The organism is Bradyrhizobium sp. SZCCHNS3016 (genome assembly GCF_032484535.1).
Classification (GTDB): domain Bacteria; phylum Pseudomonadota; class Alphaproteobacteria; order Rhizobiales; family Xanthobacteraceae; genus Bradyrhizobium.
In genome coordinates, this window is record NZ_JAUETE010000009.1 from 150,901 (window position 1) to 175,689 (window position 24,789).

The 24,789-nt window shown below is 65.1% G+C and carries 23 protein-coding genes; 5 read left to right on the forward strand and 18 right to left on the reverse strand.

Annotated elements, in window-relative coordinates; all coding sequences use genetic code 11:
• The first annotated feature begins 12 nt into the window (after positions 1–12).
• Positions 13–1,167: an ABC transporter substrate-binding protein gene (locus tag QW881_RS18570; RefSeq protein ID WP_315757970.1), complete on the forward strand. Its 1,155-nt coding sequence runs from the start codon at positions 13–15 to the stop codon at positions 1,165–1,167.
• A gap of 57 nt (positions 1,168–1,224) precedes the next feature.
• Here QW881_RS18570 and QW881_RS18575 read toward each other — a convergent pair whose 3' ends face one another.
• The 10 genes from QW881_RS18575 to QW881_RS18620 form a co-directional block, all read right to left on the reverse strand.
• Complete coding sequence (locus tag QW881_RS18575) at positions 1,225–2,196, reverse strand: Gfo/Idh/MocA family oxidoreductase (RefSeq protein WP_315757971.1); 972 nt, start codon at positions 2,194–2,196, stop codon at positions 1,225–1,227.
• Positions 2,197–3,060, reverse strand: coding sequence for a class III extradiol dioxygenase subunit beta (locus QW881_RS18580; RefSeq protein WP_315757972.1), 864 nt, complete (start codon positions 3,058–3,060; stop codon positions 2,197–2,199).
• Entirely contained in the window at positions 3,061–3,450 is a 390-nt protein-coding gene (gene ligA, locus QW881_RS18585; RefSeq protein WP_315757973.1) for a protocatechuate 4,5-dioxygenase subunit alpha, read from the reverse strand. It abuts the gene before it with no gap.
• A gap of 12 nt (positions 3,451–3,462) precedes the next feature.
• Positions 3,463–4,377 carry an amidohydrolase family protein gene (locus QW881_RS18590; RefSeq protein ID WP_315757974.1) on the reverse strand — a complete coding sequence of 305 codons (915 nt, stop codon included), beginning with the start codon at positions 4,375–4,377 and terminating at the stop codon, positions 3,463–3,465.
• 8 nt (positions 4,378–4,385) lie between these two features.
• Positions 4,386–5,309, reverse strand: a complete 924-nt coding sequence (locus tag QW881_RS18595; protein ID WP_315757975.1) for an NAD(P)-dependent oxidoreductase — start codon at positions 5,307–5,309, stop codon at positions 4,386–4,388.
• Between the two features lie 6 nt (positions 5,310–5,315).
• Positions 5,316–6,011 carry a 4-carboxy-4-hydroxy-2-oxoadipate aldolase/oxaloacetate decarboxylase gene (ligK, locus tag QW881_RS18600; protein ID WP_315757976.1) on the reverse strand — a complete coding sequence of 232 codons (696 nt, stop codon included), beginning with the start codon at positions 6,009–6,011 and terminating at the stop codon, positions 5,316–5,318.
• Between the two features lie 18 nt (positions 6,012–6,029).
• Positions 6,030–7,055: an amidohydrolase family protein gene (locus QW881_RS18605; RefSeq protein ID WP_315757977.1), complete on the reverse strand. Its 1,026-nt coding sequence runs from the start codon at positions 7,053–7,055 to the stop codon at positions 6,030–6,032.
• Between the two features lie 42 nt (positions 7,056–7,097).
• A complete protein-coding gene (locus tag QW881_RS18610) occupies positions 7,098–8,474 on the reverse strand; it encodes an MFS transporter (protein ID WP_315757978.1) in 1,377 nt (458 codons plus the stop codon).
• A gap of 443 nt (positions 8,475–8,917) precedes the next feature.
• Positions 8,918–9,817, reverse strand: a complete 900-nt coding sequence (locus tag QW881_RS18615; protein ID WP_315757979.1) for a LysR substrate-binding domain-containing protein — start codon at positions 9,815–9,817, stop codon at positions 8,918–8,920.
• A gap of 248 nt (positions 9,818–10,065) precedes the next feature.
• The gene (locus QW881_RS18620; RefSeq protein ID WP_315758084.1) at positions 10,066–10,479 is read right to left on the reverse strand and encodes a TspO/MBR family protein; all 414 of its coding nucleotides are present in this window, start codon (positions 10,477–10,479) and stop codon (positions 10,066–10,068) included.
• A 262-nt stretch (positions 10,480–10,741) separates the two neighbouring features.
• Between QW881_RS18620 and QW881_RS18625 the strand changes: the two genes are divergently transcribed.
• Positions 10,742–11,701: a MoxR family ATPase gene (locus QW881_RS18625; RefSeq protein WP_315757980.1), complete on the forward strand. Its 960-nt coding sequence runs from the start codon at positions 10,742–10,744 to the stop codon at positions 11,699–11,701.
• 6 nt (positions 11,702–11,707) lie between these two features.
• Positions 11,708–13,075 carry a vWA domain-containing protein gene (locus QW881_RS18630; protein ID WP_315757981.1) on the forward strand — a complete coding sequence of 456 codons (1,368 nt, stop codon included), beginning with the start codon at positions 11,708–11,710 and terminating at the stop codon, positions 13,073–13,075.
• A gap of 420 nt (positions 13,076–13,495) precedes the next feature.
• On the opposite strand, the gene QW881_RS18635 is transcribed toward QW881_RS18630, so the two are convergent.
• From QW881_RS18635 to QW881_RS18650, 4 genes are all read right to left on the reverse strand, one after another.
• Positions 13,496–13,768 carry a hypothetical protein gene (locus QW881_RS18635; protein ID WP_315757982.1) on the reverse strand — a complete coding sequence of 91 codons (273 nt, stop codon included), beginning with the start codon at positions 13,766–13,768 and terminating at the stop codon, positions 13,496–13,498.
• A 694-nt stretch (positions 13,769–14,462) separates the two neighbouring features.
• Positions 14,463–14,909: a RidA family protein gene (locus QW881_RS18640; RefSeq protein ID WP_315741182.1), complete on the reverse strand. Its 447-nt coding sequence runs from the start codon at positions 14,907–14,909 to the stop codon at positions 14,463–14,465.
• A gap of 21 nt (positions 14,910–14,930) precedes the next feature.
• The gene (locus QW881_RS18645) at positions 14,931–16,622 is read right to left on the reverse strand and encodes a benzoate-CoA ligase family protein (RefSeq protein WP_315757983.1); all 1,692 of its coding nucleotides are present in this window, start codon (positions 16,620–16,622) and stop codon (positions 14,931–14,933) included.
• 165 nt (positions 16,623–16,787) lie between these two features.
• Positions 16,788–17,282: a MarR family transcriptional regulator gene (locus QW881_RS18650; RefSeq protein WP_315741180.1), complete on the reverse strand. Its 495-nt coding sequence runs from the start codon at positions 17,280–17,282 to the stop codon at positions 16,788–16,790.
• Between the two features lie 305 nt (positions 17,283–17,587).
• Here QW881_RS18650 and QW881_RS18655 point away from each other — a divergent pair, with 305 nt between their 5' ends.
• Both QW881_RS18655 and QW881_RS18660 read left to right on the forward strand, forming a co-directional pair.
• Complete coding sequence (locus QW881_RS18655) at positions 17,588–18,772, forward strand: ABC transporter substrate-binding protein (protein WP_315757984.1); 1,185 nt, start codon at positions 17,588–17,590, stop codon at positions 18,770–18,772.
• Between the two features lie 21 nt (positions 18,773–18,793).
• Positions 18,794–19,252: a cupin domain-containing protein gene (locus tag QW881_RS18660; RefSeq protein ID WP_008963203.1), complete on the forward strand. Its 459-nt coding sequence runs from the start codon at positions 18,794–18,796 to the stop codon at positions 19,250–19,252.
• 10 nt (positions 19,253–19,262) lie between these two features.
• On the opposite strand, the gene QW881_RS18665 is transcribed toward QW881_RS18660, so the two are convergent.
• The 4 genes from QW881_RS18665 to QW881_RS18680 all read right to left on the reverse strand — a co-directional run bounded on the left by QW881_RS18665 (position 19,263) and on the right by QW881_RS18680 (position 24,641).
• Positions 19,263–20,510 carry a flavin-dependent oxidoreductase gene (locus tag QW881_RS18665; protein WP_315757985.1) on the reverse strand — a complete coding sequence of 416 codons (1,248 nt, stop codon included), beginning with the start codon at positions 20,508–20,510 and terminating at the stop codon, positions 19,263–19,265.
• Between the two features lie 54 nt (positions 20,511–20,564).
• Entirely contained in the window at positions 20,565–22,913 is a 2,349-nt protein-coding gene (locus tag QW881_RS18670; RefSeq protein WP_315757986.1) for a bifunctional salicylyl-CoA 5-hydroxylase/oxidoreductase, read from the reverse strand.
• Positions 22,914–23,000: 87 nt separating this feature from the next.
• The gene (locus QW881_RS18675) at positions 23,001–23,837 is read right to left on the reverse strand and encodes an enoyl-CoA hydratase family protein (RefSeq protein WP_315757987.1); all 837 of its coding nucleotides are present in this window, start codon (positions 23,835–23,837) and stop codon (positions 23,001–23,003) included.
• Between the two features lie 42 nt (positions 23,838–23,879).
• Positions 23,880–24,641 carry an SDR family oxidoreductase gene (locus QW881_RS18680; RefSeq protein ID WP_315757988.1) on the reverse strand — a complete coding sequence of 254 codons (762 nt, stop codon included), beginning with the start codon at positions 24,639–24,641 and terminating at the stop codon, positions 23,880–23,882.
• Between the last annotated feature and the right edge of the window lie 148 nt (positions 24,642–24,789).

Sequence of the window (24,789 nt, forward strand, 5' to 3'; positions counted from 1 at the left end):
CGGGAGGACGTCATGAGGCATCTGGGAAGATTGAGCGGCTTGGCGGCCGCCATGTCACTGTGGGCGGGTTTGGCCTGGGCAGAGAACACCGTCTACATTCCCGATGTCGTCGAGCTGTCCGGCCCCGGAGCCGTGTCGGGCACGAACTGGCGCGATGGCGTCGCCCTGGCGGTCGACGAGATCAACAATGCCGGGGGCATTCTCGGCCGCAAGATCGCGACCGAGCACCTCGACACCCAGAGCAATCCCGGCGTCTCCCGGGCTCAGGTGCAGAAGGTGCTCGACCGCGAGCCCTATGTCGTGCTGGGCCCGATCTATTCCGGCTCGGTCAAGGTCAACATGGCGCTGACGCAGCAGGCGGAGGTGCCGCAGATCGTCGGCGCCGAGGCGGCCGACATCACCACGCAGGGCAATCCCTGGATCTTCCGCACCGCCTTCGGCCAGCAGTTCAGCATGCCGAAGATCGCCAACTATCTGCATGACCAGCTGAACGTGAAGTCCGTCGCGGTGGTCTGGGTGAATAACGATTTCGGCAGAGGCGGCCGCGACAGCTTTGTCAAGGAGATGAAGGCGCGCGGCATCGAGGTGGTGTCGGACATCTCGACCGAACAGGGCCAGGTCGATTTCGGCTCCGACGTCATCAAGCTGAAGAACGTCAAGGCCGACGCGATCTTCGTCTACACCAACGAGGAAGAAAGCGCGCGTTTCCTGATCGAGGCCAAACGTCAGGGATTGTCGGTGCCGCTGTTCGGAGAGACGACGCTGCTCAGCCAGAAGGTCGTGGAGCTCGCAGGCCCCGCCGCCAACGGCGTGCGCGGCCATGTCGGCCTGAGCGCGGATGCGCCGGTCCCAGCCATCCAGGCCTTTGCGAAGAAGTTCAACGAGCGCTACCACTACTGGCCCGACCATAACGGCATCAAGGGCTATACCGCGGTCTATCTCGTCAAATACGTCACCGAGATGATCGGCAAGTTTGACGGCCACGCCTTCGGCGCCACCATGAAAGGGCTGACGCTGACGCCGGACAAGGCGCCGGGCATGCTGATGGAGGCAAGCTGGGACCAGAACGGCGACATCGACCGGGAGAGCTTCCTGGCCGAGATCGTCGATGGCAAGCAGAAGATCGTGGCGACGCTGCCGAAATTGAAGCCATCCAAGGCGCCGTAGATCAGCGCCATGGTAGAAACCTCCTCACGCGCAACGCGCGCGAGGAGGGAAGAAGTATCAGCCCTTGGCGAGTTGCTCGTCGAGATCGTGCAGCACCTGGTAGCAGGGCAGCACCTGGGCCACGGAGGCGTTGGGCTCGCGGCCCTCGCGAATGGCGGCGAAGAACTCGCGGTCCTGCAGCTCGATGCCGTTCATGGAGACGTCGACCTTGGAGACGTCGATCTTCTCTTCCTTGCCGTTCACCAAATCGTCGTAGCGGGCGATATAGGTGCCGGTGTCGCCGATGTAGCGGAAGAAGGTGCCGAGCGGGCCGTCATTGTTGAACGACAGCGACAAGGTGCAGATCGCGCCATTGGCGGCCTTCAGCTGGATCGACATGTCCATCGCGATGCCGAGCGTCGGGTGGATCGGCCCCTGGATCGCATTGGCCTTCACGATCGGCGAGCCCGCCTGATAGGCGAACAGGTCGACGGTGTGGGCGGCATGGTGCCACAGCAGATGGTCGGTCCAGCTGCGCGGCTGGCCCAGCGCGTTCATGTTGGTGCGGCGGAAGAAGTAGGTCTGCACATCCATCTGCTGGATGTGGAATTCGCCGGCCTTGATCTTCTTGTGCACGAACTGGTGGCTGGGATTGAAGCGGCGGGTGTGGCCGCACATCGCGACCAGCCTGGTCTCCTTCTGCAGCTCCACCACCTGCTGCGCGTCCTTCAGCGAGTCGGCGAGCGGGATCTCGACCTGGACATGCTTGCCGGCCTTGAGGCAGTCGATCGCCTGCGCCGCATGCATTTGGGTCGGCGTGCAGAGAATGACGGCGTCAACCTCCGGCAGCTTCAGGCTGTCGGCGAGTTCGGTCGAGACGTGCTTGATGCCGTATTTGTCGGCGACTTCCTTGGTCTGGTCGAAGCGCCGCCCGACCAGCGACACCACCTCGACGCCGTCGATGTTCTTGATGCCGTCGAGATGCTTGATGCCGAAGGCGCCGGCGCCGGCGAGCGCGACCTTGATGGTCTTAGAGCCGTCTTTGGCCATTTAGTTGTTCTCCAGGATCAGATGGCCGACGGCGGTGTTGCTGGCCGGCACATGGTAGAAGCGGTGACGCACGGTCGGCGCGTTGCCCTTCTTGGTTTCGTTGACGTCGCTCATGGCGCCGCGTGCGATGAGCCACATCACGAGCTCGATTCCCTCGCTGCCGGCCTCGCGCACGTATTCGATGTGCGGCACCTTGGACAGGCCTTCGGGATCGTTGATCAGCTTGTCCAGGAACATGTTGTCCCATTCGCGATTGATCAGGCCAGCGCGCGGGCCCTGCAGCTGATGGCTCATGCCGCCAGTGCCCCATATCTGCACGTTGAGCGGCTCGTCATAGCTCTCGATCGCCTTGCGGATCGCCTTGCCGAGCATGAAGCAGCGGCGGCCCGACGGCACCGGATATTGCACGACGTTGACCGCGAACGGGATCACCGGGCACGGCCAGGCGTCGACCTGGCCGAACACCAGGCTAAGCGGCACGGTGAGGCCGTGGTCGACGTCCATCTTATTGACGATGGTGAGATCGAAATCGTCCTGGATCACCGACTGCGCGATGTGCGCGGCGAGCTTCGGATGCCCGATCACCTTCGGCACCGGGCGCGGGCCCCAGCCCTCGTCGGCCGGCTGATATTCGGCGGCGGTGCCGATCGCGAACGTTGGAATCATGTCCAGGCTGAAGGCGGTCGCGTGATCGTTGAAGACCAGGAACACGACGTCGGGCTTCTGCTCCTTCTCCCACTGCTTGGCGAAGTCGTAGCCGGCGAACACCGGCTTCCAATAGTCCTCGCCGGTCTTGCCAAGGTCAAGCGCCGCGCCGATCGCCGGCACGTGCGAGGTGAATACGCTTGCGGAGATATGGGCCATTTACTTCTTCTCCCCGGTGTAGCGGTTGCCCTCGACCGAGCGGCCACCCTTCACCATCATGTCGCGATATTGTTCTTCAGTCATGCCGGTCATGCTGCCGGCCATCTGCTGAAAGCTCTTGCCGTCGGTCGCGCCGATCTTGGCGAGGAAGTAGATGTTGCCGCCGAGCGCGATGCAGCGGTTCAGGTCGCGGTCGAGCACGGCCTGCTTCTGCTCCTCGCTCATCGGCCATTCGTCGAGATAGGCACGCTCGTTGGCCTTGAAGCGGGCGCGGTTCTCCGCCTTCATCAGCGACATGCAGAACTGATTGAGATGATAGCCCATCCGCGACATGTCCGCGTCGAAGATGGTCGTGCCGGGAACGTCGGTATAGGGTTTGTCGAGCGACATCGCTTCTCTCCTTCAGGATTCGTCCGGCCAGTAGAGCCGCATCGGATTGTCGACCAGGAGCTTGTGCTGCAACTCCGCGGTGACAGCGATATGCGGAATGAAATCGACCAGGAGGCCATCGTCGGGCATGTGGTCCTTCAGATTCGGATGCGGCCAGTCGGTGCCCCACAGCACGCGATCCGGGAAGGTCTCGACGATGCGCCTGGCGAACGGGATCACGTCGCGATAGGCGTTCTGCTCGCCATTCAGCGCCGGCGGCCCCTTGACCGACAGACGCTCCGGGCAGCTCACCTTGGACCAGACATTCTGGTGCTCGCGCATGAACTTCACGAACAGCTCGAACTCCGGACCGTCAACCGGCTTGGTCACGTCGGGGCGGCCCATGTGGTCGACGACGACGGTGGTCGGCAAGGACGTGAAGAAGTCCCACAACTCCGGCAGATCGACGGCTTCGAAATAGATCACGACATGCCAGCCGAGCTTGCTGATGCGGTTGGCGATCTCGATCAGTTCGTCCTTGGGCGTGAAGTCGACGAGGCGCTTGACGAAGTTGAAGCGGACGCCGCGCACGCCGGCGTCGTGCATCGCCTTCAGGTCGGCGTCGGTGACGCTGCGTTTCACGGTGGCGACGCCGCGCGCCTTGCCGTTGGAATGCACGAGCGCATCGACCATGGCGCGGTTGTCGGCGCCGTGACACGTCGCCTGCACGACAACGTTGCGGGAAAAGCCGAGATGGTCGCGCAGCGCATAGAGCTGCTGCTTGGAGGCGTCGCAGGGGGTGTACTTGCGCTCGGGCGCGTAGGGGAATTCGGCGCCGGGGCCGAACACATGGCAATGCGCATCGACGCTGCCGGCCGGCACCTTGAAGCGCGGCTTCGACGGGCCATCGTACCAGTCGAGCCATCCCGGGGTCTTCTGGAACTCCATGAGGTTCCCTACTCCTTGGACTTGATCTTGTTGAGAATGCGATCGGCTTCGGTGCGCCAGTCGGGGCTGCGCGCGAAGTCCTTCGTTCCGCGGGTTCCGAACAGGCCGTCATCGGCGAGATCGGCGACCCAGGCCTGGCGCTCGGCCGTGCCTTCCGCCGACCACGGCGTCAGGCCGATGTCGCGCACGGTCTCGGCGACCTCCCTTACCTCCTCGGCGCGGCGGCGGCCATGCTCGATCACGCGCTGAAAGAAATAGGCGCCCTGCTTCTCCCAGTCGATGCCGGGAAAGGTCTCCTTCAGCGAGGCCAGTACGGCATCCTCGACGCCATAGGCGCGCGCGGTGGTGAAGCTCTCGATCACCATCGCCTCGAGGCCCTTGATCATGATGCTGCGGCACATCTTGGTGGCCGAGGCGACACCAAGTTTGTCGCTGGCGAACTTCGCGGCAAAGCCGAGGTCGTTGAGCAGCGGCGCCAGCTCGCGCGCGCCGGCGCCGCCGAGCAGCAGCGGCACCTTGATGCGATAGGGCGGCACCGAGGTCATGACAGCGCCCTCGACGTAACGTCCGCCGGCGCCGTCGATCAGCGCGGCGGCGCGCTGCTTGGCGCCGGGCGAGGCCGAGTTGAAGTCGAGGAACCAGGCGCCCGGCTTGATCGTGGCAGCACAGGCCTGCGCCACCGCCACGTCCTGGCTCGCGGTGACCGCGGAGACAATGAAGTCGGCCTGCGCCGCCAATTCGGCATGCGAGGCTGCGAGCGTCACGCCGATTTCAGCGGCGTGGCTGCGCATCGCGTCGCCCCTAGCGTCAGCCAACTTCACGTCGTAGGCGCTGACGCGCACGCCGTCCTTGCGCAGATCCTCGGCGAGGATCTTGCCGACCTCGCCGTAGCCGATCAGCCCGACACGCCACTGGTTGGACGCCACAGTCATCGTCGCTCAATCGATGTATTTGAGCCCGGCCTTCGCCAAGGGCTCGCGCATCTTGTACATGTCGAGTCCGAGCACGCCGGACGCCAGCTTCTCGCGCTTGTCGGACTCATTGGCCTCGCGCGCGGCGGCGGCTTCAGCGGCCTGGTGCGCGACCGCGGCCGGTACCACGACGATGCCATCGACATCGGCGACGATCACGTCGCCAGGATTCACGGCAACGCCCGCGCAGACGATCGGGATGTTGACCGAGCCGAGCGTGGCTTTCACCGTTCCCCGTGCGGAAATTGCGCGCGAGAACACCGGGAATTGCATCTCGGTCAGATCAGCGACGTCGCGGACGCCGCCGTCGATGACGAGGCCCTGGGCGCCGCGGGCGCGAAAACTGGTGGCCAGGAGATCGCCGAAGAAGCCGTCGGTGTTCTCGACCGTGCAGGCGGCGACGACAACGTCGCCGGGCTGGATCTGCTCGGCGGCGACATGCAGCATCCAGTTGTCGCCCGGCTGCAGCAGCACGGTCACGGCGGTGCCGCACATCTTCGCGGTCGGATAGATCGGACGCATGTAGCACTGCATCAGGCCGACGCGGCCCATCGCCTCGTGGATGGTGGCGACGCCGAATTTCGACAGCTTCTCCACCGCGGCCTTGTCGGCGCGGGTGATCTTCGTCTTGACGATGCCGAGATTGTTCATGGGGGTGCTCATCGCTCGTCTGCCCTTAAATCACTTGCCCTTGGCCTTCAACGCGGCGTCGAGACGCGGGAACACGCGCCGCGCATTGCCTTCGTAGATCTGGTGGCGCTGCTCGGGCGTCAGCTTGGCGGCCTCGATGTAGCGCCTGGTGTCGTCGTAATAGAAGCCGGTCTCGGGATCGATGCCGCGGACGGCGCCGATCATCTCCGACGCGAACAGGATGTTGTCGATCGGAATCACGCCGGTCAGCAGGTCGATGCCCGGCTGATGATAGACGCAGGTGTCGAAGAAGATGTTGTTGAGCAGGTGATCCTTCAACAGCGGCTTCTTCAGCTCCTGGGCGAGGCCGCGGAACCGGCCCCAGTGATAGGGCACCGCGCCGCCGCCATGCGGGATCAGGAACTTCAGGGTCGGGAAATCCTTGAACAGGTCGGACGTGAGGCACTGCATGAACGCCGTGGTGTCGGCGTTGAGGTAGTGCGCGCCCGTGGTGTGGAAGCAGGCGTTGCAGCTGGTCGAGACGTGGATCATCGCGGGGATGTCGAGCTCGACCATCTTCTCGTAGATCGGATACCAGTGCCGGTCCGACAGCGGCGGCGAGGTCCAGTGGCCGCCGGACGGGTCGGGGTTCAAATTGATGCCGACGAAGCCGTACTCCTTGATGCATTTCTCCAACTCGGGAATGCAGGTCTTGGGGTCGATGCCGGGTGACTGCGGCAGCATCGCGACGCCGATGAAATTGTCCGGGAACAGCTTGCTGACGCGATAGCACAGTTCGTTGCAGATCGCGGCCCAGGTCGAGGACACCTGGAAGTCGCCGATATGGTGGGCCATGAAGCTGGCGCGCGGCGAAAACACGGTGAGATCGCTGCCGCGCTCCTTCATCTTCTTGAGCTGGTTGCTCTCGATGCTCTCGCGCAGCTCGTCGTCGCTGATCTTGAGCTCGGAGGCCTTCGGCATCACGGACGGATCCTTGATGCCCGCGATTTGCCGGTTGCGCCACTCTTCGAGCGCCTTCGGGGCCGTCGTGTAATGGCCGTGCACGTCGATGATCACGTCAGTCTCTCCCTCAAGCTTCTCTGTCTTCCGGGGCGCCGCTCAATGCGCAATCACAGGGCTGCCGACATCCTTGCCGCTGACGCGGCCTCCCGGTCCCACGGCCTGCTTTACCACAAGGGCGAGCGCCGCGATCAAGCCGGGAACTGCGATCACGGTGAAAATCTCGCTGAAGGTCAGATGGCGGGCCGTGAGCTCGGCGACCAGGAAGGAGCCGGCAATACCGCCGAAGCGGCCGATGCCCATCATCCAGGCCACGCCGGTGGCCCGGCCCTGGGTCGGATAGAAGGAGGCGGCCAGCGCCGGCAGCGACGACTGGGCCGTGTTCATGACGACGCCGGCGACGAACACGATCACCACCAGGAAGCCCATGTTGCCGACCGCCTGCCCGATCAGGAAGATCGTCACCGCGGTCAGGGCGTAGCCGACCGCGACGATGCGGTTGGCGTTGAAGCGGTCCATCAGCACGCCGAAGAACACCGCGCCGACGCCGCCGAGCGGGAACAGCGCCGAGATCAGGGTCGCGGTCTGCGGATTGAGCCCGACATCCTTGAACAGGACCGGCATCCAGTTGATCAGCGAATAGAAGATCACGAGCCCCATGAAATAGGTGACCCACAGCATCAGCGAGCCGATGCGCAGCACCGGCGACAGCACCATGCCGATGCCGGTCGCGTTGACGCGGCGGGTGGTCTCCGCATGCTCCGGCTCCAGCATCACGAACTGGCTCACATTGGCGGCAGCCGCCGAGATCCTGCGCATCACCTTGCGCACGCGCTCGACGCTCGCGCCGCGCGACAGCAGGTAATGCACGGACTCCGGCAAGATCGCGATCAGCAGCACGGTCAACACCAGCGGCGTGACGCCGCCGAGCACCAGCACGCTGCGCCAACCCCATTGCGGGATCATCCAGGCGGCGAGAAAGCCGCCGCAGGCCGCGCCCAGCGGAAAGCCGCAGAACATCAGGTTGGTCATGGTGGCGCGCAGCCGGCCCGGGCAATACTCGCTGAGCAGCGTCACGGCATTCGGCATGGCGGCGCCGAGGCCGATGCCGGTGACACAACGGAGCACGGTGAGTTCGGTCAGGTTGGTCGCGAACGCCGAGGCCAGGCAGGCGACGCCGAAGATCAGGACGGAGCCGACCAGCACCAGCTTGCGGCCGAGACGGTCGGCCACGGGACCGGCAAACAGCGCGCCGCCGGCAAGGCCGAACAGGGCCGCGCTCAGCACCGGCCCCAGCGCCGACTTCTCGATGCCCCACTCCTTGAGCAGCGACGGCGCGATGAAGCCGATCGCCGCGGTGTCGAAGCCGTCGAGCAGCACGATGACGAAGCCGAGCGCGAAGATCAGCCATTGGAAGGCGGAGAACTTGTGATCGTCGAGAAAGGCCTGGACGTCGACGCGGCCGGTCGTTTGCATCGTTTCTGCTTTCCTTGGGGGCTGTTCTTACTCGTTCACCGAGGTCCGCAAGGAGCGCGCGTCCGTGCGCGATCAGCCCTGCGCCTGCGGCGGCTTGACGGGATATGTGACCGGGCGCGACAGGGCGCGCCAGCGCCGGGCTGCGTCTATCAGCTATTCCAAAACGGCATAAGATATCAGGTGAGCCATGCTGATTTTAGAACGGGTCTCAACGGGTCTGGGCTGCGGATTGCGCATCACGTAGACGCCCCGGGCTCCACCCTCCCCTGGAGGGGGAGGGGCGGCTCACTTGCGCGCAGCGCAAGTGAGCCGGGGTGGGGTGATCTCTCCAGATGCTCCGGCGCCCGTGGCTTCACCCCACCCCGCTCGCCCGCTTCGCAGGCGACCCACCCTCCCCCTCCAGGGGAGGGTGGCACCCGCCGAGCCGAAACGGATTGCTGCAGTCAGCGCGGCAGTTTCCTGATCAGGGCCGTCGCCAGCTTCATCGTGTGCTGGGCCAGCGGGGTCGGCCGCTTGTGCGCTGATGTCACCAGGCACAGCACGCTGGTCGGCGCCGGCTCGGTCAGCGGACGGATCGCGAGCTCGCTCGCGCGCCCGGACGCGGCGACGCCGCTCGGGGTCAGCACGGCGTGGCCGTAGCCGGCGCAGACGAGGTCGATGATCGAGGGCACGCTCGACACTTCCCAGGCGATGTCGAGCTTGATCCCGGCGAGCGCGGCTTGCGTCTCCAGCAGACGCCGCATCGCATGCACCCGCTCCGGCATGATCAGCTTATAGCGCGACAGCTCGGCCATCGGCAGCGGCGCGGTGACGCGGCGCTTGCCCTTCGGCGCGTGGCTCACCAGCGCCAAGGGCTCCTGCAGCACCGGCGCAATTTCGATGCCGGCCTGGGCCTCGGGATTGTAGACCATGCCGACATCGATACGCCCCGTGGTCACCCACTCCACCACATGCGTCGACAGGCCTTCGACCACCGCGAGCCGCGCCGCCGGATATTCCTTGCGGAAGCGGTCGATCAGCGGCAGCGTCAATTGCCGCGCGATGCTCGGCGGCAGGCCGATGGTGACGCGGCCGACCGGCGCGTCGCGGCTGGCGCCGAGATCCTCGCGCGCATGCGCCACCAGTTGCAGCACGCCGACGCTGTGATCGAGCAGCCGCTTGCCGGCCTCGGTCAGCGCCACGCCGCGCCCGTTGCGTGCGAACAGCTGCTGCTTCAACTCCGATTCCAGCGCCCGCACCTGCCGCGACAGCGCCGGCTGCGCCACGTCGAGCACGCTTGCCGCCTTGCTGAACGAGCCGAGCTCGGCGACCTGCACGAAATATTCGAGCTGCTTGAGGTTCATGGCTGGAGGCCTCGAATATCGTGCCTCAGTATGCACAGCCGGCTGCCCCACCCTCCGCTGTCGTCCCCGCGAAAGCAGGGACCCATAACCACCGGCCCTCGTTGTCGACAAAGGAGGATGATGCAGAGTCTTTTCCAACAACCGGCCGTCCGCGGTATGGGTCCCGGCGTTCGCCGGGACGACAGCGGAATTCGAGGCTGCGCCGCGGACAAAAAGTTACAGCTTCGCCCCATCAACTCAGCCCCATCTCAGTTCAGCACATTCACCGCGAAATTCAGCGCGGACGCAAACGCGACCCAACAGGCATAGGGCACGAACAGCAGCGCCGCGATCCGGTCGTCGCGCCATTGCATCACGATGAAGGTCACGATCAGCACGAACATGCTGACGATGATCGCGAACGCCACCCACATCAGATGCGCGGTGAAGAACACCGGCGACCAGGCGAAGTTCAGCACCAGCTGTCCCCACCACACCTGCATCACCGCACCACTTTCGACCCGCTCATAGGTGCGCCAGCCGGCGACCGCGATCATGATGTAGAGCACGGTCCAGGCGATCGGAAACAGCCAGCCCGGCGGGGTGAACCAGGGCTTGTTGAGCGAGCCGTACCAGGCGCCGGGCATGTTGGAGGCGCCGATGATCCAGCCGCCTCCGACCACGAGAACCAAGAGGACGAGGAGATGCAGGATGGATCGGTTCATATTCCGCTCGGCGTGATTTTCGGGGTCCGTCGATCCGGGACAGGCAGCCATGCTGCCCTGCCGACGCGCCCGCACTGGACAAGGATGGGCCGGGCGCGTAGCCAGGACATAACACAAAGTCAGCAAATGTCAGGGGTTTCGCCTGACGGGCATCGCAGGGACCGGACCGCCGATCACGTCAGCTCCAGGTCCGACTGCCCAAGGAAACGGAGTTCGATCAGTGGCTGATTCCCCGGCCCCCTCTTCAGCCATCGCCTCGATCGCCGCCGTCGAAGCCGGCCTCGCCGCGCAGGGCTATATCGCCAGCCGCCAGATCGCCACCGCCGTCTACCTGTCGCAGGCGATCGACAAGCCGATCCTGGTCGAGGGCCCGGCCGGCGTCGGCAAGACCGAGCTGGCCAAGGCCATCGCCGCCTGGCGCGGCCTGAAGATGATCCGGCTGCAATGCTATGAGGGGCTCGACGAGGCCAAGGCGCTGTATGAGTGGAAATACGCCAAGCAGCTGCTCTACACCCAGATCCTGAAGGACAAGCTCGGCGAGGTGCTCGGCGGCGCCCAGACGCTGCACGCGGCGCTCGCCCAGCTGCATGATTTCGGCGACGTGTTCTTCTCCAAGGAATTCGTCGAACCCCGGCCGCTGTTGCAGGCCCTGCTCGAGCCTGATGGCTGCGTGCTCCTGATCGACGAGATCGACAAGTCCGACGCCGAGTTCGAGTCGCTGCTACTGGAGATCCTCTCGGACTTCCAGGTCACGATCCCCGAGCTCGGCAGCATCGCCGCCGCCAAGCCGCCGACCGTGATCCTGACCTCCAACTCCGAGCGCAATCTCGGCGACGCCCTGAAGCGGCGCTGCCTGCATCTGCACATCGGCTTCCCGGAGCAGAAGCTGGAGGAGCGCATCGTCGAGAGCCGCATCCCCGGCATCTCGCAAACCCTGCGGCGGCAGCTCGTGGCTTTCATCCATGACATCCGCACGCTCGACTTGAAGAAGCAGCCGTCGGTCAGCGAGACCATCGACTGGGCGCGCGTGCTGGTGCTGCTGCAGACGGCCGAGCTCGGCCATGACGTGGTCAAGGATACGCTCAACGTGCTGCTGAAATACGAGTCCGATATCGAGGTGGCGCTGCCGCAGGTGACGACCTTCGTCGCCAAGGCGCAGCGCCAGAACATCTTCGGATAGGGCCCCATGCAGGAGAACCTGCATCGCTTCTTTCGCGCCGCTCGCGGCGCCGGCGTGCATGTCTCGCCGGCCGAGAGCATCGACGCGATGCGGGCAGTGGCGCGCGTGGGCCTGTCCGATCGCACCGTGCTGCGCGACAGCCTGCTGCTGACCTTGGCCAAGAGCGAGGACGAGAAGAAGGCGCTCGGCGCCTGCTTCGATCTGTTCTTCGCGCATGTCGATCCGGCACAGGCAGAGACGAACGAGGGATCAGAGGAGGCGGCGCAGACCGAAGCCCGGCCAGCGCCGACGTTGGGGCAGCAGACCGGCAAAGCGAATACCGAGCTGGGCCCCCTTGCCCAGATGCTGCTCGCGCAGAGCACGGCCGAGATCTCGGCTGCGATCGCCAACGCCTCGAGCGCCGTCGGCCTGTCGGACATCCGCTACTTCACCCAGCGCGGCCTGTTCTCCAGCCGCATGCTGGAGACGATGGGCATCCAGCGGCTGCGCGACGACCTGGACGCACTGACCGAAAGCAATCCTGCGCTGGCCGAACGGCTGCAGGCCGGGCTCGATGGCCTGCGCGACACCGTGCGTGATGCCGTCGCGCAGGCGCTCGCACTGTACGGCCGCGAGGAAACCGAGAATTTGCGCCACGAGATCCTGCGCAACGCCCAGCTATCGCGCATCGAGCCGCGCCAGGTCGCGGCGATGCGGGCGCTGATCCGGCAGATCGCCCGCCGCCTGCGCGAGCGCTACAGCAAGCCGCGCAAGCGCCAGCGCCGCGGCCATCTCGACGTCCGCCGCACGCTTCGCCGCAACGCCGCCTGGGGCAGCGTGCCCTTCCTCACCGCCTGGAAGCGCCGGCATCGCGACCGCCCGAAGATCGTGGCGCTGTGCGACGTCTCCGGCTCGGTCGCCCGCGTCTCCGACTTCTTCCTGCTGCTGATCCACAGCCTGCACGACGTCGTCAGCGACGTCCGCTCGTTCGCGTTTTCCGGCCATCTGATCGAGGTCAGCGAGATCCTGGAGCAGAAATCCGCCGAGGAGGCGATGGCCGAGATCATGGACAAGGTCGGCTTCGGCTCGTCGGACTACGGCAGCTCGCTCGTCGATTTCGAGAAGCAGTTCATGGCCTCGGTCACGCCGCAGACCACCGTGATCGTGCTCGGCGACGCCCGCAGCAACAAACTCGACCCACGCGCCGACATCCTGAAAGCCATCTCGGAGCGCGCCAAGCGCGTGGTCTGGCTCAACCCCGAAGGGCGCGTGACCTGGGGCTGGGGCGATTCCGAGATGCCGCGCTACCAGACCTTCTGCAACGTGGTCCGCCCCTGCGCGACCGCGCAGCAGCTGGAGCGCGCCGTCAGCGATATCGTGTCGGCGTATCAGTAGCCCCCGCTCTCCCCCCTCATTGCGAGCGCAGCGAAGCTGCGCGCCTCCCAATGACAACATGATGGAGCAGCGCGTCGGGGCCTTGGATATCTCTCCCATTCGGGCCCAAGGACAATCCCGCGGTATGGGTCCCGGCGTTCGCCGGGACGACAGCGGTGGTTGTCGCTCGACTGGGGCAGTCCTACACAGCTGTGCGCCCCACTCACAACTGTCGTCCCGGCGAACGCCGGGACCCAACCACCGGCCGGAACGTGAGGCACAACTGGTTCTGACACCTGATGAACCGGTCCCGAGTCCACGGGGCGCGCCGACTAAAATCTATCAGCACAAGATGGTCAGCACGGCTGCTATCACACAGCATCGACAAACAGGCAATCGCGCAGGCACGCCTTTGCCCACGCTATTCAGCGGATCGCTGATCTACCGTCCCCCCGCCGCCCGCTTCAATAGCGCCGCGCGCTGCTGATCGGTAAAGCTCACGCCGGACTTCTTCTCCACCACTTTCACCGCCCATGATCGCATCGGATCATCATCCACCCGGGCCGGCTCGCGCAGGATAGCGACGCCGATCTCCAGCATCTTGGCGTCGGCCTGATGTTCTATGCCGCCGCCGCTACTGGTCAGGGCCAATGCTCCGGCCGCAGCGCCGACGGCGGCCGCCAGCGCTGTCGTTACGAAGAGTTTCCAGTCCAAATTCGCCCCCTGCTCTCACCCGCCACTGCGCCGCCACGCTCGAACAGGTTTTTGTCTACGCCATGGCGATGTCTGGCCCTTCGTTCGGCAGCAAGCTCATCAAGCGACCATATTTGTTCGGTCCGTGACGACGCACGGCGCGACAACTGTGATCCCGTGTGTGACTGCCCGTCGCGTTACCATGTCGCAGCGCTCAGGCCTTGTGCCGTCGGGCAAATCAGACCGATGGTTGCGGCCATCCTGCTTCGTGAAGAGGGGCGTACGCGTCGTCACGATACGTGAGGCAGGCTGCGATGGACGCGGCTCGCATCATGCGCATCTCGCGCGGACGAGTGATGTGGCGGCGTACGGTGAAGTCGTGATGTCCTGATACCCCGATGCTGGTATCACGTGCGTGACAATGCCCAGCGCATTGCGCGCGCCATGGTGGCCAACAAGCCCGGTGCACCAGGGAGACCACGTATAAGCCGTCAGACCATCGCGCAGGGAAGGCCGGAATGTTCGGCCCACCTGTGGTTCCTGCCCCGTGCACTTTTTTCGCACGGGGGCCGCGGGTGTGGTGGACACCCGGCCTTCCCTGCGCCCTCGATTTTACCGGGGGTTATCGATCAGCAAGGCTCGGACGCATCTGCGCCGCGAGAACGCGATGTCACATCCTGATATCTCATCCGGCCTGCGCGTTCGAACGTCGCCCTCAGCGCGGCACCACCGCGGTCGCCTCGATCTCGACGCGCGCGGCCTTCTCGACCAACCGCACCACCTGCACCAGCGCCATCGCCGGATAGTGGCTGCCGAAGATCTCGCGATAGATCCTGCCGAGATCCTTCAGGTTGGCAAGATACTCGTCCATGTCGACGACGTACCAGGTCAGCCGCACCAGATGCTCCGGCCCGGCGTTGCCCTCGGCCAGGATGGCGGCAATGTTCTGCAGCGCCTGCCGCACCTGCGCCACGAAGCCCTCGGCCAGCGTCTCGTTCGCGTCCCAGCCGATGACGCCGCCGGTCACGACGATCCGTCCGTCCGCGCTGATGCCGTTGGCATAGCCCTTCGGCATCGGCCAGCCGCTCGGCTGCAGGACGCGCAGGCCTTCGCCCTCCTCCTGCTTCACCACGGCGAGCGTGGGCGCTTTGGTCGTGCTCACGAACGTCTCTCCCTGTCTCTGCTACGCGCCCGTGCCGGACGATGGCGCAGCGGCGGCCTGTGCGATCGCGCGCAGGGCGAACCGCTTCAGCTTGCCGGTCTCGGTCTTGGGCAGTTGCGTCACGAACTCGATCGCGCGCGGATATTTGTACGGCGCGATCTCGCGTTTGACATGCTCCTGCAGCTCGGCCACCAGCGCCGGGGTGCCTTCCGCACCCGGCGCCAGCACGACATAGGCTTTCACGACCATGCCACGGGCCTCGTCGGGCGCACCGACCACGCCGCATTCGGCGACCGCGGGATGCGTCAGCAGCGCCGCCTCGACGTCCGTGCCGGCGATGTTGTAGCCGGACGACACGATCATGTCGTCGGAGCGCGACTGGTACCAGAAGTAGCCATCGGCATCCATCACATAGGTGTCGCCGGTGACGTTCCAGCCGTTCTGGACGTATTTGCGCTGGCGCTCGTCGGCGAGATAGCGGCAGCCGGTCGGCCCGCGCACCGCGAGCCGTCCCATCGTGCCCGGCGGCACGTCATGGCCCTCGTCGTCAACGATCTTGGCCTCGTAGCCCGGCACCGGCTTGCCGGTGGCACCCGGACGGATCTCGTCCTCGACGGCGCTGATGAAGATGTGCAGCATCTCGGTCGAGCCGATGCCGTCCATCAGCTTGAGCCCCGTGGCCTTGAGCCAAGCGTCGAAGGTCGGCTTCGGCAAGGTCTCGCCGGCGGAGACGCATTTGCGCAGCGAGGAGATGTCGCGCCCCTCCAGCTTGCTCAGCATGGCGCGATAGGCGGTCGGCGCCGTGAAGCAGACGGTCGCCTTGTAGCGCTCGATCGCACCGAGCAGATCGTCCGGCGTCGTCTTCTCCAGCACGACATAGGACGCGCCGATATGCATCGGGAACAGCACGCCGCCGAAACCGAAGGTGAAGGCGAGCGGCGCGGTGCCGATGAAGCGATCGCTCTGGCTGGCGCGCAGCACGTTACGGGCATAGCCGTCGCAGACCGCGAGCATGTCGCGGTGGAAATGCATCGTGCCTTTCGGATCGCCGGTCGTGCCCGAGGTGAAGGCGATCAGGCAGAGATCGTCGGAGGCGGTATCGACCGCGGTGAAGTCCGGGCTGGCATCCGCGATCAGCGCTTCCAGCGCGTCGGGCCGGCCGTTGCCCCAGTACAAGACCTGCTTCAGCGCCGGCGCGACCGCGCGAGTCTTTTCCATCTCGTCGGCGAGCTTGCCGTCGCACAGCGCCAGCGCGATCTGCGCCTTCTGGATCGGATAGGACAGCTCTTTGGCGCGCAGCAGCGGCATGGTGGCGACCACGATGCCGCCGGCCTTGATGACGGCCAGATAGGTGGCAACCATCATCGGATTGTTCGCGGAGCGGAGCAGCACGCGGCCGCCGGGCACCAGGCCGAGCTTGCTGACGAGCACGTTGGCGATCTTGTTCACCAGGGCCTGCAGCTCGGAATAGGTGTAGCTGACCTCGGTGCTGATGATGCAGGGCGCATCGCCCCGCCCCTCCTTGATCCAGCGATCGACGAAATGCGTCACGCAGTTCAGCCGCGGCGGATACTGGAATTCGGGCCGGCTGAACACGAAGTCTGGCCACAGCTCACGCGGCGGCAGATTGTCCTGAGCGAAGGTGTCGACATGGGCGCTATGCGCCTCTGCGCTTGCGCTGTCCGGAAGTTGAGCTTTGGCGGCGGTGGCCATCACAGGCTCCTGTCTGAAAGGAAAGACGCCCGGCACGTTTCAGTCCTAAACATTTTAGACTTAAAACATTCGGACGCAAGAGCCGAAGATTGTGCACTGCCCGCAAATTGTTTGAGCGTTTGCCGCGCGCGGCAGCGCCGCCTGCGACGTCCTGTCAGGCTCGCGTCAATCCTGCCGGCGCTGCACGGCCTTCTGCGCCGATCCCTTGGTCTTGGCGAGCAGCCGCATCAACTCGCGCACGTCCTTCTCCGTGAGATCACCGAAGATGTCCGCGATCCAGGTCTCGTGCTCGGCCGCCATCTTGCGGAATTCGGCGCGGCCGAGCTTGGTCAGGCGGATCACCTGAACCCGACGATCGGTCTCCGAGGTGCGGCGATCGAGATGGCCGGATTCGACCAGGCGCTCGACCAGCCCGGTCACGTTTCCATTCGAAACCATCATGCGCTTGGAGACATCGGACAAGGTCATGCCATCAGGCGCCTTGTCGAGCTGCGCCATCAGGTCGAAACGCGGCAGGGTCACGTCGAAGCGCTCGCGCAGCCGGCTGCGGATCTCGCCCTCGATCAGGGTCGTGCAGGTGAGCAGGCGCAGCCACAGCCGCAGCTCCTCCGCATGGTCCTCGGGCAGCTCGACGGCCTTGGTCTCGGAATCAAGCGTCATGACGGAATCACTTGGGCACGTTCAGCCCCGTCCAGCGAGGCTCGCGAGTTTGACCTTCAGGACCTTCCGGGAGCAAGGAAAAACGTACCGTCCCTTGTGGCGGAGGATGGAGGACGGCAATTCCTTTAACCTTCAAGCAATTGGCGCGCTGCTTGCATGCAGCCGAAACCGCCGTTCGCCGCAGGCAGCTCGCTTGCGGGTAAGGGCGTCATCGGACTAGGCTTGAGACCAAGCTGCGGTCTGACGCATCATCTGGTCAGGTGCAAAAAACATAAACCTGAATTTCCGCATCCGGGGGAGTTGTCATGAAAGTGAGTTCGAAGCTGGTCGGTCTCGGCGCTGGACTTGGCGTCGTCGCGTCCCTGCTGGCGCAGCCGACGCTGGCCGCCGACAAGATCAAGATCGGCGTCATCGTCACCCTTTCGGGGCCGGCCGCCGCGCTCGGCGGGCAGGTCCGCGACGGCTTCAATCTCGCGATCAAGGACCTCGGCGGCAAGATGGGCGGCAAGGAGGTCGAGGTGGTCGTCGCCGACGACGAGCTGAAGCCGGACGCCGCGATCACCAAGGCCAAGGGCCTGCTCGAACGCGACAAGGTCGACTTCGTCGTCGGCCCGATCTTCTCCAACATGCTGCAGGCGATCCACCGCCCGATCACCGAGAACAAGACCTTCCTGATCAGCCCGAACGCCGGTCCGTCCAGCTATGCCGGCAAGGAGTGCAGCCCGTACTTCTATGTGACGTCGTACCAGAACGACCAGGTGCACGCGGTTCTCGGCAAGGTCGCACAGGACCGCGGCTACAAGAAGATGTATCTGCTGGTGCCGAACTATCAGGCCGGGCGCGATAGCGTCGCCGGCTTCAAGCTCGACTACAAGGGCGAGATCGTCGAAGAGTCCTACGTTCCGCTCAACACGCTCGACTTCCAGCCCGAGTTGTCCAAGATCTCCTCGCAAAAGCCGGACGCCGTGTTCACCTTCATGCCGGGCGGCATGGGCGTGAACCTCGTCAAGCAATTCAAGCAGGCGGGCCTTGCCGACAGCGTCCCGGTGCTCTCCGCCTTCACCGTCGACGAGTCCACGCTCCCCGCGCAGCAGGATGCCGCGGTCGGAATGTTCGGCGGCGCCAACTGGGCACCGAATTTCGACAATCCGCAGAGCAAGAAGTTCGTCGCCGGTTACGAGGCCGCCTACAACAGCGTGCCCGGCACCTACGCCATGCAGGCCTATGACGCCGCGCTGCTGATCGACAGCGCCGTGAAGGCGGTCGGCGGCGACCTCAGCAACAAGGACGCCGTGGCCGCGGCGCTGAAGAAGGCCGATTTCGCCTCGCTGCGCGGCAACTTCAAGTTCAACACCAACGGCTACCCGATCCAGGACTTCTATCTGACCAAGGTCGCCAAGCGCCCGGACGGCAAGTTCCAGACAGAGATCGTGCAGAAGGTGTTCGAGAACTACGCCGACCGCTACGCCAAGGACTGCGTGGCCAAGTAAAAACAGGGAGCGAAAACCAACATGAGCCATCCGGAAATCGCGGGCATCACCCGGGCCAATGAGGGCATCCAGGGCATCTCCTGGAACATCCTCGGCCAGATCTATGTGCCGAAGAACCGCACCGAGCACAGCTTCTCCTGGCACGCGACGTTCCCGGTCGGCACCTTCGTGCCGCCGCACATCCACCCCGACCAGGACGAGTACCTCTATATCCTCGAAGGACGGCTCGACTTCTTCCTCGACGGCGCCGAGGAGTATGCGACCGCCGGCGATACGGTGCGACTGCCGATGGGCAAGCCGCACGGCATCTTCAACAAGTCGCAGCAGACCGCCAAGACGCTGTTCTGGGTGTCGCCGACGCGGCGGCTCTACGAGCTGTTCTGGGCGATCCACAACATGCGCGAGCAGAACCCGGACGACGTGGTCAAGCTCGCCGCCGAGCACAACATCCACTTCCTGCCCCCGCCTCCGGGGGCGTGAGGATCTGATGCTACGAGGCTTGCCGCGTGACCATCCGCGCGGCAAAGCCGGCCCGGCTGGCATAACCGCGCACGATGCCCTCGCGGGCCTCGTAGTTGAGGATGGTGTTGATGTCCGTAAAGCCTTGCGGCGCGAGCTGCTCGACGGCATCGATGACGCCCTCGGGGCCGCCGCGACGGTTCGAGGCGACGATCTCGGCCGTCATCGGCAGCCGCTTCTGCTCATAGGCCATCAGCGCCTGGCGCGGATGCTCGGAGCGGGCCAAGGCGTCGGCGAGCGCGCGGGCATCGAGAATGGCCTGCGAGGCGCCGTTGGAGCCGACCGGGTACATCGGATGCGCGGCATCGCCGAGCAAGGTGACGCGGCCGCTCGACCAGTACGGCAGCGGATCGCGGTCGCAGCAGGGATATTCCCAGAACTCCGGCGTCGCCCGAACCATGGCGGCGAAATCGACCTGGGGGATGGAGAAGCCGTTGACATGCGGCATCAGCTCGTCCGTCTTGCCGAGCCGCGACCAGTCCTCACGCCGCGGCGGCGCGGTGTTGGCATCGCCGATGCGCACCAGCACGGCCCAGTTGGTGAGGCGGGTCGCGGGGCTCGAGCCCTCGGCGATCGGATAGATCACCGCCTTGGCGTTCAGGCCGCCGGCGATGATCATCGACCGCCCGGTCAAAAACACCGGCCAGTCGGTGGCGCCGCGCCACAGCATCAGGCCGTTCCAGCACGGCGCGCCCTCGTTGGGGAACAGCGTCTGCCGGACCTTGGAATGGATGCCGTCGGCGCCGATCAGCACGTCGCCACGGACGGTGTGGACATGCGACCCGGTGCGATCGAAGAAATAGGCGGTGACCCCGCCCTCGTCCTGGGTGAAGGCGCCGAGCCGGCAGCCGGTGTGGACCTTCTCCGGCCCGAGCCGCTCCACCACGGCCTGGTGGATCACGCTCTGCAGCCGGCCGCGGTGGATCGAGAATTGCGGCACGTCATGGCCAGCGTCGAGCCCACGCGCTTCGTGCCAGACCTCCTGGCCGCGCCGAGTCAGGTAGAACAGCTCGGAGGTGCGGATGGCGACCTGGTCGAGCCGGTCGAGCAGCCCGAGCTGGGCGAGCTCCCGGATCGCGTGCGGCAGGGTGTTGATGCCGACGCCGAGCTCGCGGATCGCATCCGCCTGCTCGAACAGCTCACAGTCGATGCCGCGCGCCCGCAACATCAGCGCCGTGGTCAATCCGCCGATACCACCGCCAACGATGATCGCCTTCATCGCGCCCTACTCCACTCACACCAGACGTATCGAGCGCCAGCGTGGCATGGAGGCTCACTCCGCCGCAAGCGGCTTCGCAGCCTCGGCCTTCAGCTCCGCCCGCGTTTTCGGCTTACCCTTAATCTTCAGCTCCTCGAAATCCTGCCGATCGCGGATGCTGTTGCGGAAGATCTGCTCCTTGCCCGGCAGATATTGCGGCGGACAGAACATGTCGGCGCCGTACCAGGCCGCGGCCTTCATCGTGAAGGCGGGGTCGACCAGATGCGGACGGCCGAGCGCGACGAGATCGGCGCGGCCGGCGGCGAGGATCGTGTTGACCTGATCGGCCGAGGTGATGTTGCCGACGCACATGGTGGCGACATGGGCCTCGTTGCGGACCTGATCGGAGAAGGGCGTCTGGAACATGCGGCCATAGATCGGCCTGGCCTCGCGCACCGTCTGACCGGTCGAGACGTCGACGAGATCGACGCCCGCCTCGCCAAAGGCGCGGGCGATCAGCACCGCGTCGTCGCCGGTGATGCCGCCCTCGGCCCAGTCGGTCGCCGAGATGCGCACCGACATCGGCTTGTGCGCCGGCCACGCCGCGCGCATCGCCGTGAACACTTCGAGCGGGAAGCGCAGCCGGTTCTCCAGCGTGCCGCCATAGTCGTCGGTGCGCTTGTTGGTCAGCGGCGAGATGAAGCTCGCGAGCAAATAGCCGTGGGCGCAGTGCAGTTCGAGCATGTCAAATCCGCAGCGGTTGCCACGCTCGGCCGCAGCGACGAAGTCGGCCTTGATCGCATCCATCGCCGCGCGGTCGAGCTCGCGCGGCACCTGGCTGTCCGGGAAATACGGCAATGGCGACGCCGACACGATGTCCCAGCCGCCCTGCTCCAATGGCCGGTCCATGCCGTCCCACATCAGCTTGGTCGCGCCCTTGCGTCCGGCATGGCCAAGTTGCAGCGCGAACTTGGCTTGCGAGTTGGCGTGAACGAAATCGACGATGCGCATCCAAGCGGCCTCCTGCGCGTCGTTCCACAGACCGGCGCAGCCGGGCGTGATGCGGGCCTCGCGGCTGACGCAGGTCATCTCGGTAAACAACAGACCGGCACCGCCGATCGCGCGCGAACCATAATGCACGAGGTGGAAATCGCTGGGCACGCCTTCATCTGCCGAGTACATGCACATCGGCGACAGCACCGCGCGATTTGCGATCGTCATCTCGCGCAGCTTGAGCGGCTGGAACATCGGCGCGACCGGCTTCTCGACGTCGGCGTCGAAGCCCTTGGCGCGAACCTGCCGCGCGAACGCCTTGTCAACCTCGGCCACGAAGTCCGGCGCGCGCAGAGTGAGATTGTCGTAGGTGATCGCTTTCGAGCGCGTCATCACGCCGAACGCGAACTGAACTGGATCGAAATCCCAGAAGCGGTCGACGTGCTCGAACCAGACCAGCGACACGTCGGCGGCGTGCTGGGTCTTCTCGACCTCCTCGCGCCGGCCATGCTCGTAAAGATCGAGCGCCGCCTGAATGTTGGGCGCGCGCTGCGTGGCGTCAGCCAGCGCGATCGCGTCCTCCATCGCAAGCTTGGTGCCCGAGCCGATCGAGAAATGCGCAGTCGACTTGGCGTCGCCGAGCAGCACCATGTTGTCCTTGACCCAGCGCTTGTTGCGGATCATCGGGAAATTGCGCCACATCGAGCGGTTGATCAGCAGCGGATGGTCGCCGAGGAACCAGCCGAAGATCTCCTTCATGCGGTCGGCGGACTGCCGCTCGTCGAGCCCGGTCAGGCCGGCCCGCTCAAAAGTCTCCGGATCCGTCTCGAAGATCCAGGTCGAGTGCCCCGCCTCGTATTGGTAGGCGTGCGCGATGAACGGACCCCACTCGGTCTCCTGGAAGATGAAGGTGAAGGCATCGAGCGGCTTGGTCGAGCCCATCCACGCGAACTTGTTGGCGCGCAGATCCACCTCCGGCTGGAAGTGATCGACGTACTTCTGACGGAAACGACTGTTGATGCCGTCAGACAGGATCAGGAGATCCGCATCAGCGAATTGCGACTCGTCCTCGAGGTCGACCTCGAACTGCAGGGTCACGCCCAGCTCGCGCGCTCGCTCCTGCAGGATTCGCAGCAGCGTGCGGCGCGAGCAGCCGCAGAAACCATTGCCGCCGACCCGGTGGACCGTGCCGCGGAAATGCACGGCAATATCATCCCAGTAGGCGAACTCCTGGGTGATCCGCTGGTAGCTCGGCAGATCGTGCTTCTCGAAATTGTCGAGCGTGGCGTCGGAGAACACCACGCCGAAGCCGAACGTGTCGTCGGCGCGGTTGCGTTCGTAGACCGTGATGTCGGCGCCGGGCCGCTGCTTCTTGAGCAGTATCGCCGCATAGAGACCGGCGGGTCCGCCGCCGATGATCGCGATCTTCATGAGCGCCTCCGCTGGAGTGCCGAGCCAACCGAAATTATTTTAACCCTAAAATATCTCCTGGCAAGCCCCTTCGGTTCCCTCCGCTTGTCAATTGCCCTGGAAGACCGGCTTCGACTTGGCCGCGAAGGCCTCGAAGGCGCGGTTGAAATCCTCCGTCGTCATGCACAAGGCCTGGGCAACTGCCTCGGCTTCGATCGCCTCCTCGACCGACATCGCCCATTCCATCGCCAGCATGCGCTTGGTCATCGTGTTGGCGAAAGTCGGGCCGTTCGCAATCTCGGTTGCCAACACCACGGCCTGCGCCAGCACGTCGGCGGGGACGACGATGCAGCTGAAGAAGCCCCAGCGCTCGCCCTCCTCCGCGCTCATGAACCGGCCAGTGTAGAGCAGTTCGGACGCGCGGGACTGACCGATGATGCGCGGCAGGATCGCGCAGGCCCCCATGTCGCAACCGGCAAGGCCGACCTTGTTGAACAGGAACGCGACCTTGGCACCGGTTGCAGCCAGCCTGATATCGGAGGCCATCGCAACGATCGCGCCAGCGCCTGCACAGATTCCTTCGACCGCCGCGACGATCGGCTGCGGACAGGCCCGCATCGCCTTGACGAGATCGCCGGTCATCCGGGTGAAGGCGGTCAGACCCTTGGTGTCCATCTTCACCAGCGGACCGATGATCTCGAACACGTCGCCGCCGGACGAGAAATTGCCGCCTGCACCGGCCACGACGATCGCCTTGACGTCATCGTCGAACGCGCAGGCCCGGAAAAAGTCGGTCAGTTCGCGATAACTCTCGAAGGTCAGCGGGTTCTTGCGCTCGGGCCGGTTCAACGTCACGGTCGCGACGCGATCCTTGACCGCGAGCAGGAAATGGCTGGGCTTGTAGTCCGCCAACGGCACGGTGACGGGATTGGCGTGTCTCGACATGTCAGCTTCCTTCCTTCAAATCTTATCGTTGGGCGTTACGGTCTACACCTCGCCGCCGGCCACAGCGATCGCCTGTCCCGTGATCGCACCGGCACCGCTGCCGCACAGCCACAGCACGGCATCAGCAACTTCCTGCGGCATGATGAGCCGCCCCTGAGGATTATGCTTGGCAAGCTCGGCGATCGCCTGCTCCCGGCTGCGGCCGGTCTTCTTCATGATGTTGTCCACGCTGTCGGCGACGAGATCGGTATCGGTAAAGCCTGGGCAGACTGCGTTGACCGTCACGCGCGTCGCAGCCAGCTCCAGCGCGAGCGAGCGCGTCAGGCCCACGACAGCATGCTTCGCTGCGGTGTAGGCGCTGACGTAAGGATAGCCCTTGAGCCCTGCCGTCGACGCGACCGCAACGATGCGGCCATAGGACTTTGCCCTCATCGCCGGCAGCACTGCCTGCACGGCATGCACGACACCCATGAAATTGATGTCGATCATGCGACGGAACAGCGCGGCATCCGATTTCAGGAACGGGGCTGACTCGGCACTTCCGGCATTGGCAATCAGGATGTCGATCGGCTGGCGCGCAACAGCGGCGGCAACGGCCGCGTTCAGCGCGGCCTGATCGGCAACATCGGCAATGGCGGCGTAATCGGCGCAGCCGGCTGCGATCGCCTCATCGAGCGTTGCGCCGTTGCGCCCGACGATCGTCACGGTTGCGCCGGCAAGCTTCAGGGCTTGCGCGATCTCGCGGCCGATGCCGCGTCCGCCGCCCGTCACCATCGCGTGCGCAGCTGCAGGCAATCCCGACACGCGCGCCTCCTCATCTCTTGCAATACGATCGCGGCCTCGAAGTTATTTTAAACTTCAAATTTTTGCAACAACACGCCCGAAGCGCCTTGACACCCCGGTTGCCGCGACTAGCGTTCAAGGGCCTGGAGCGAGCAGCGTAGCGGTATCA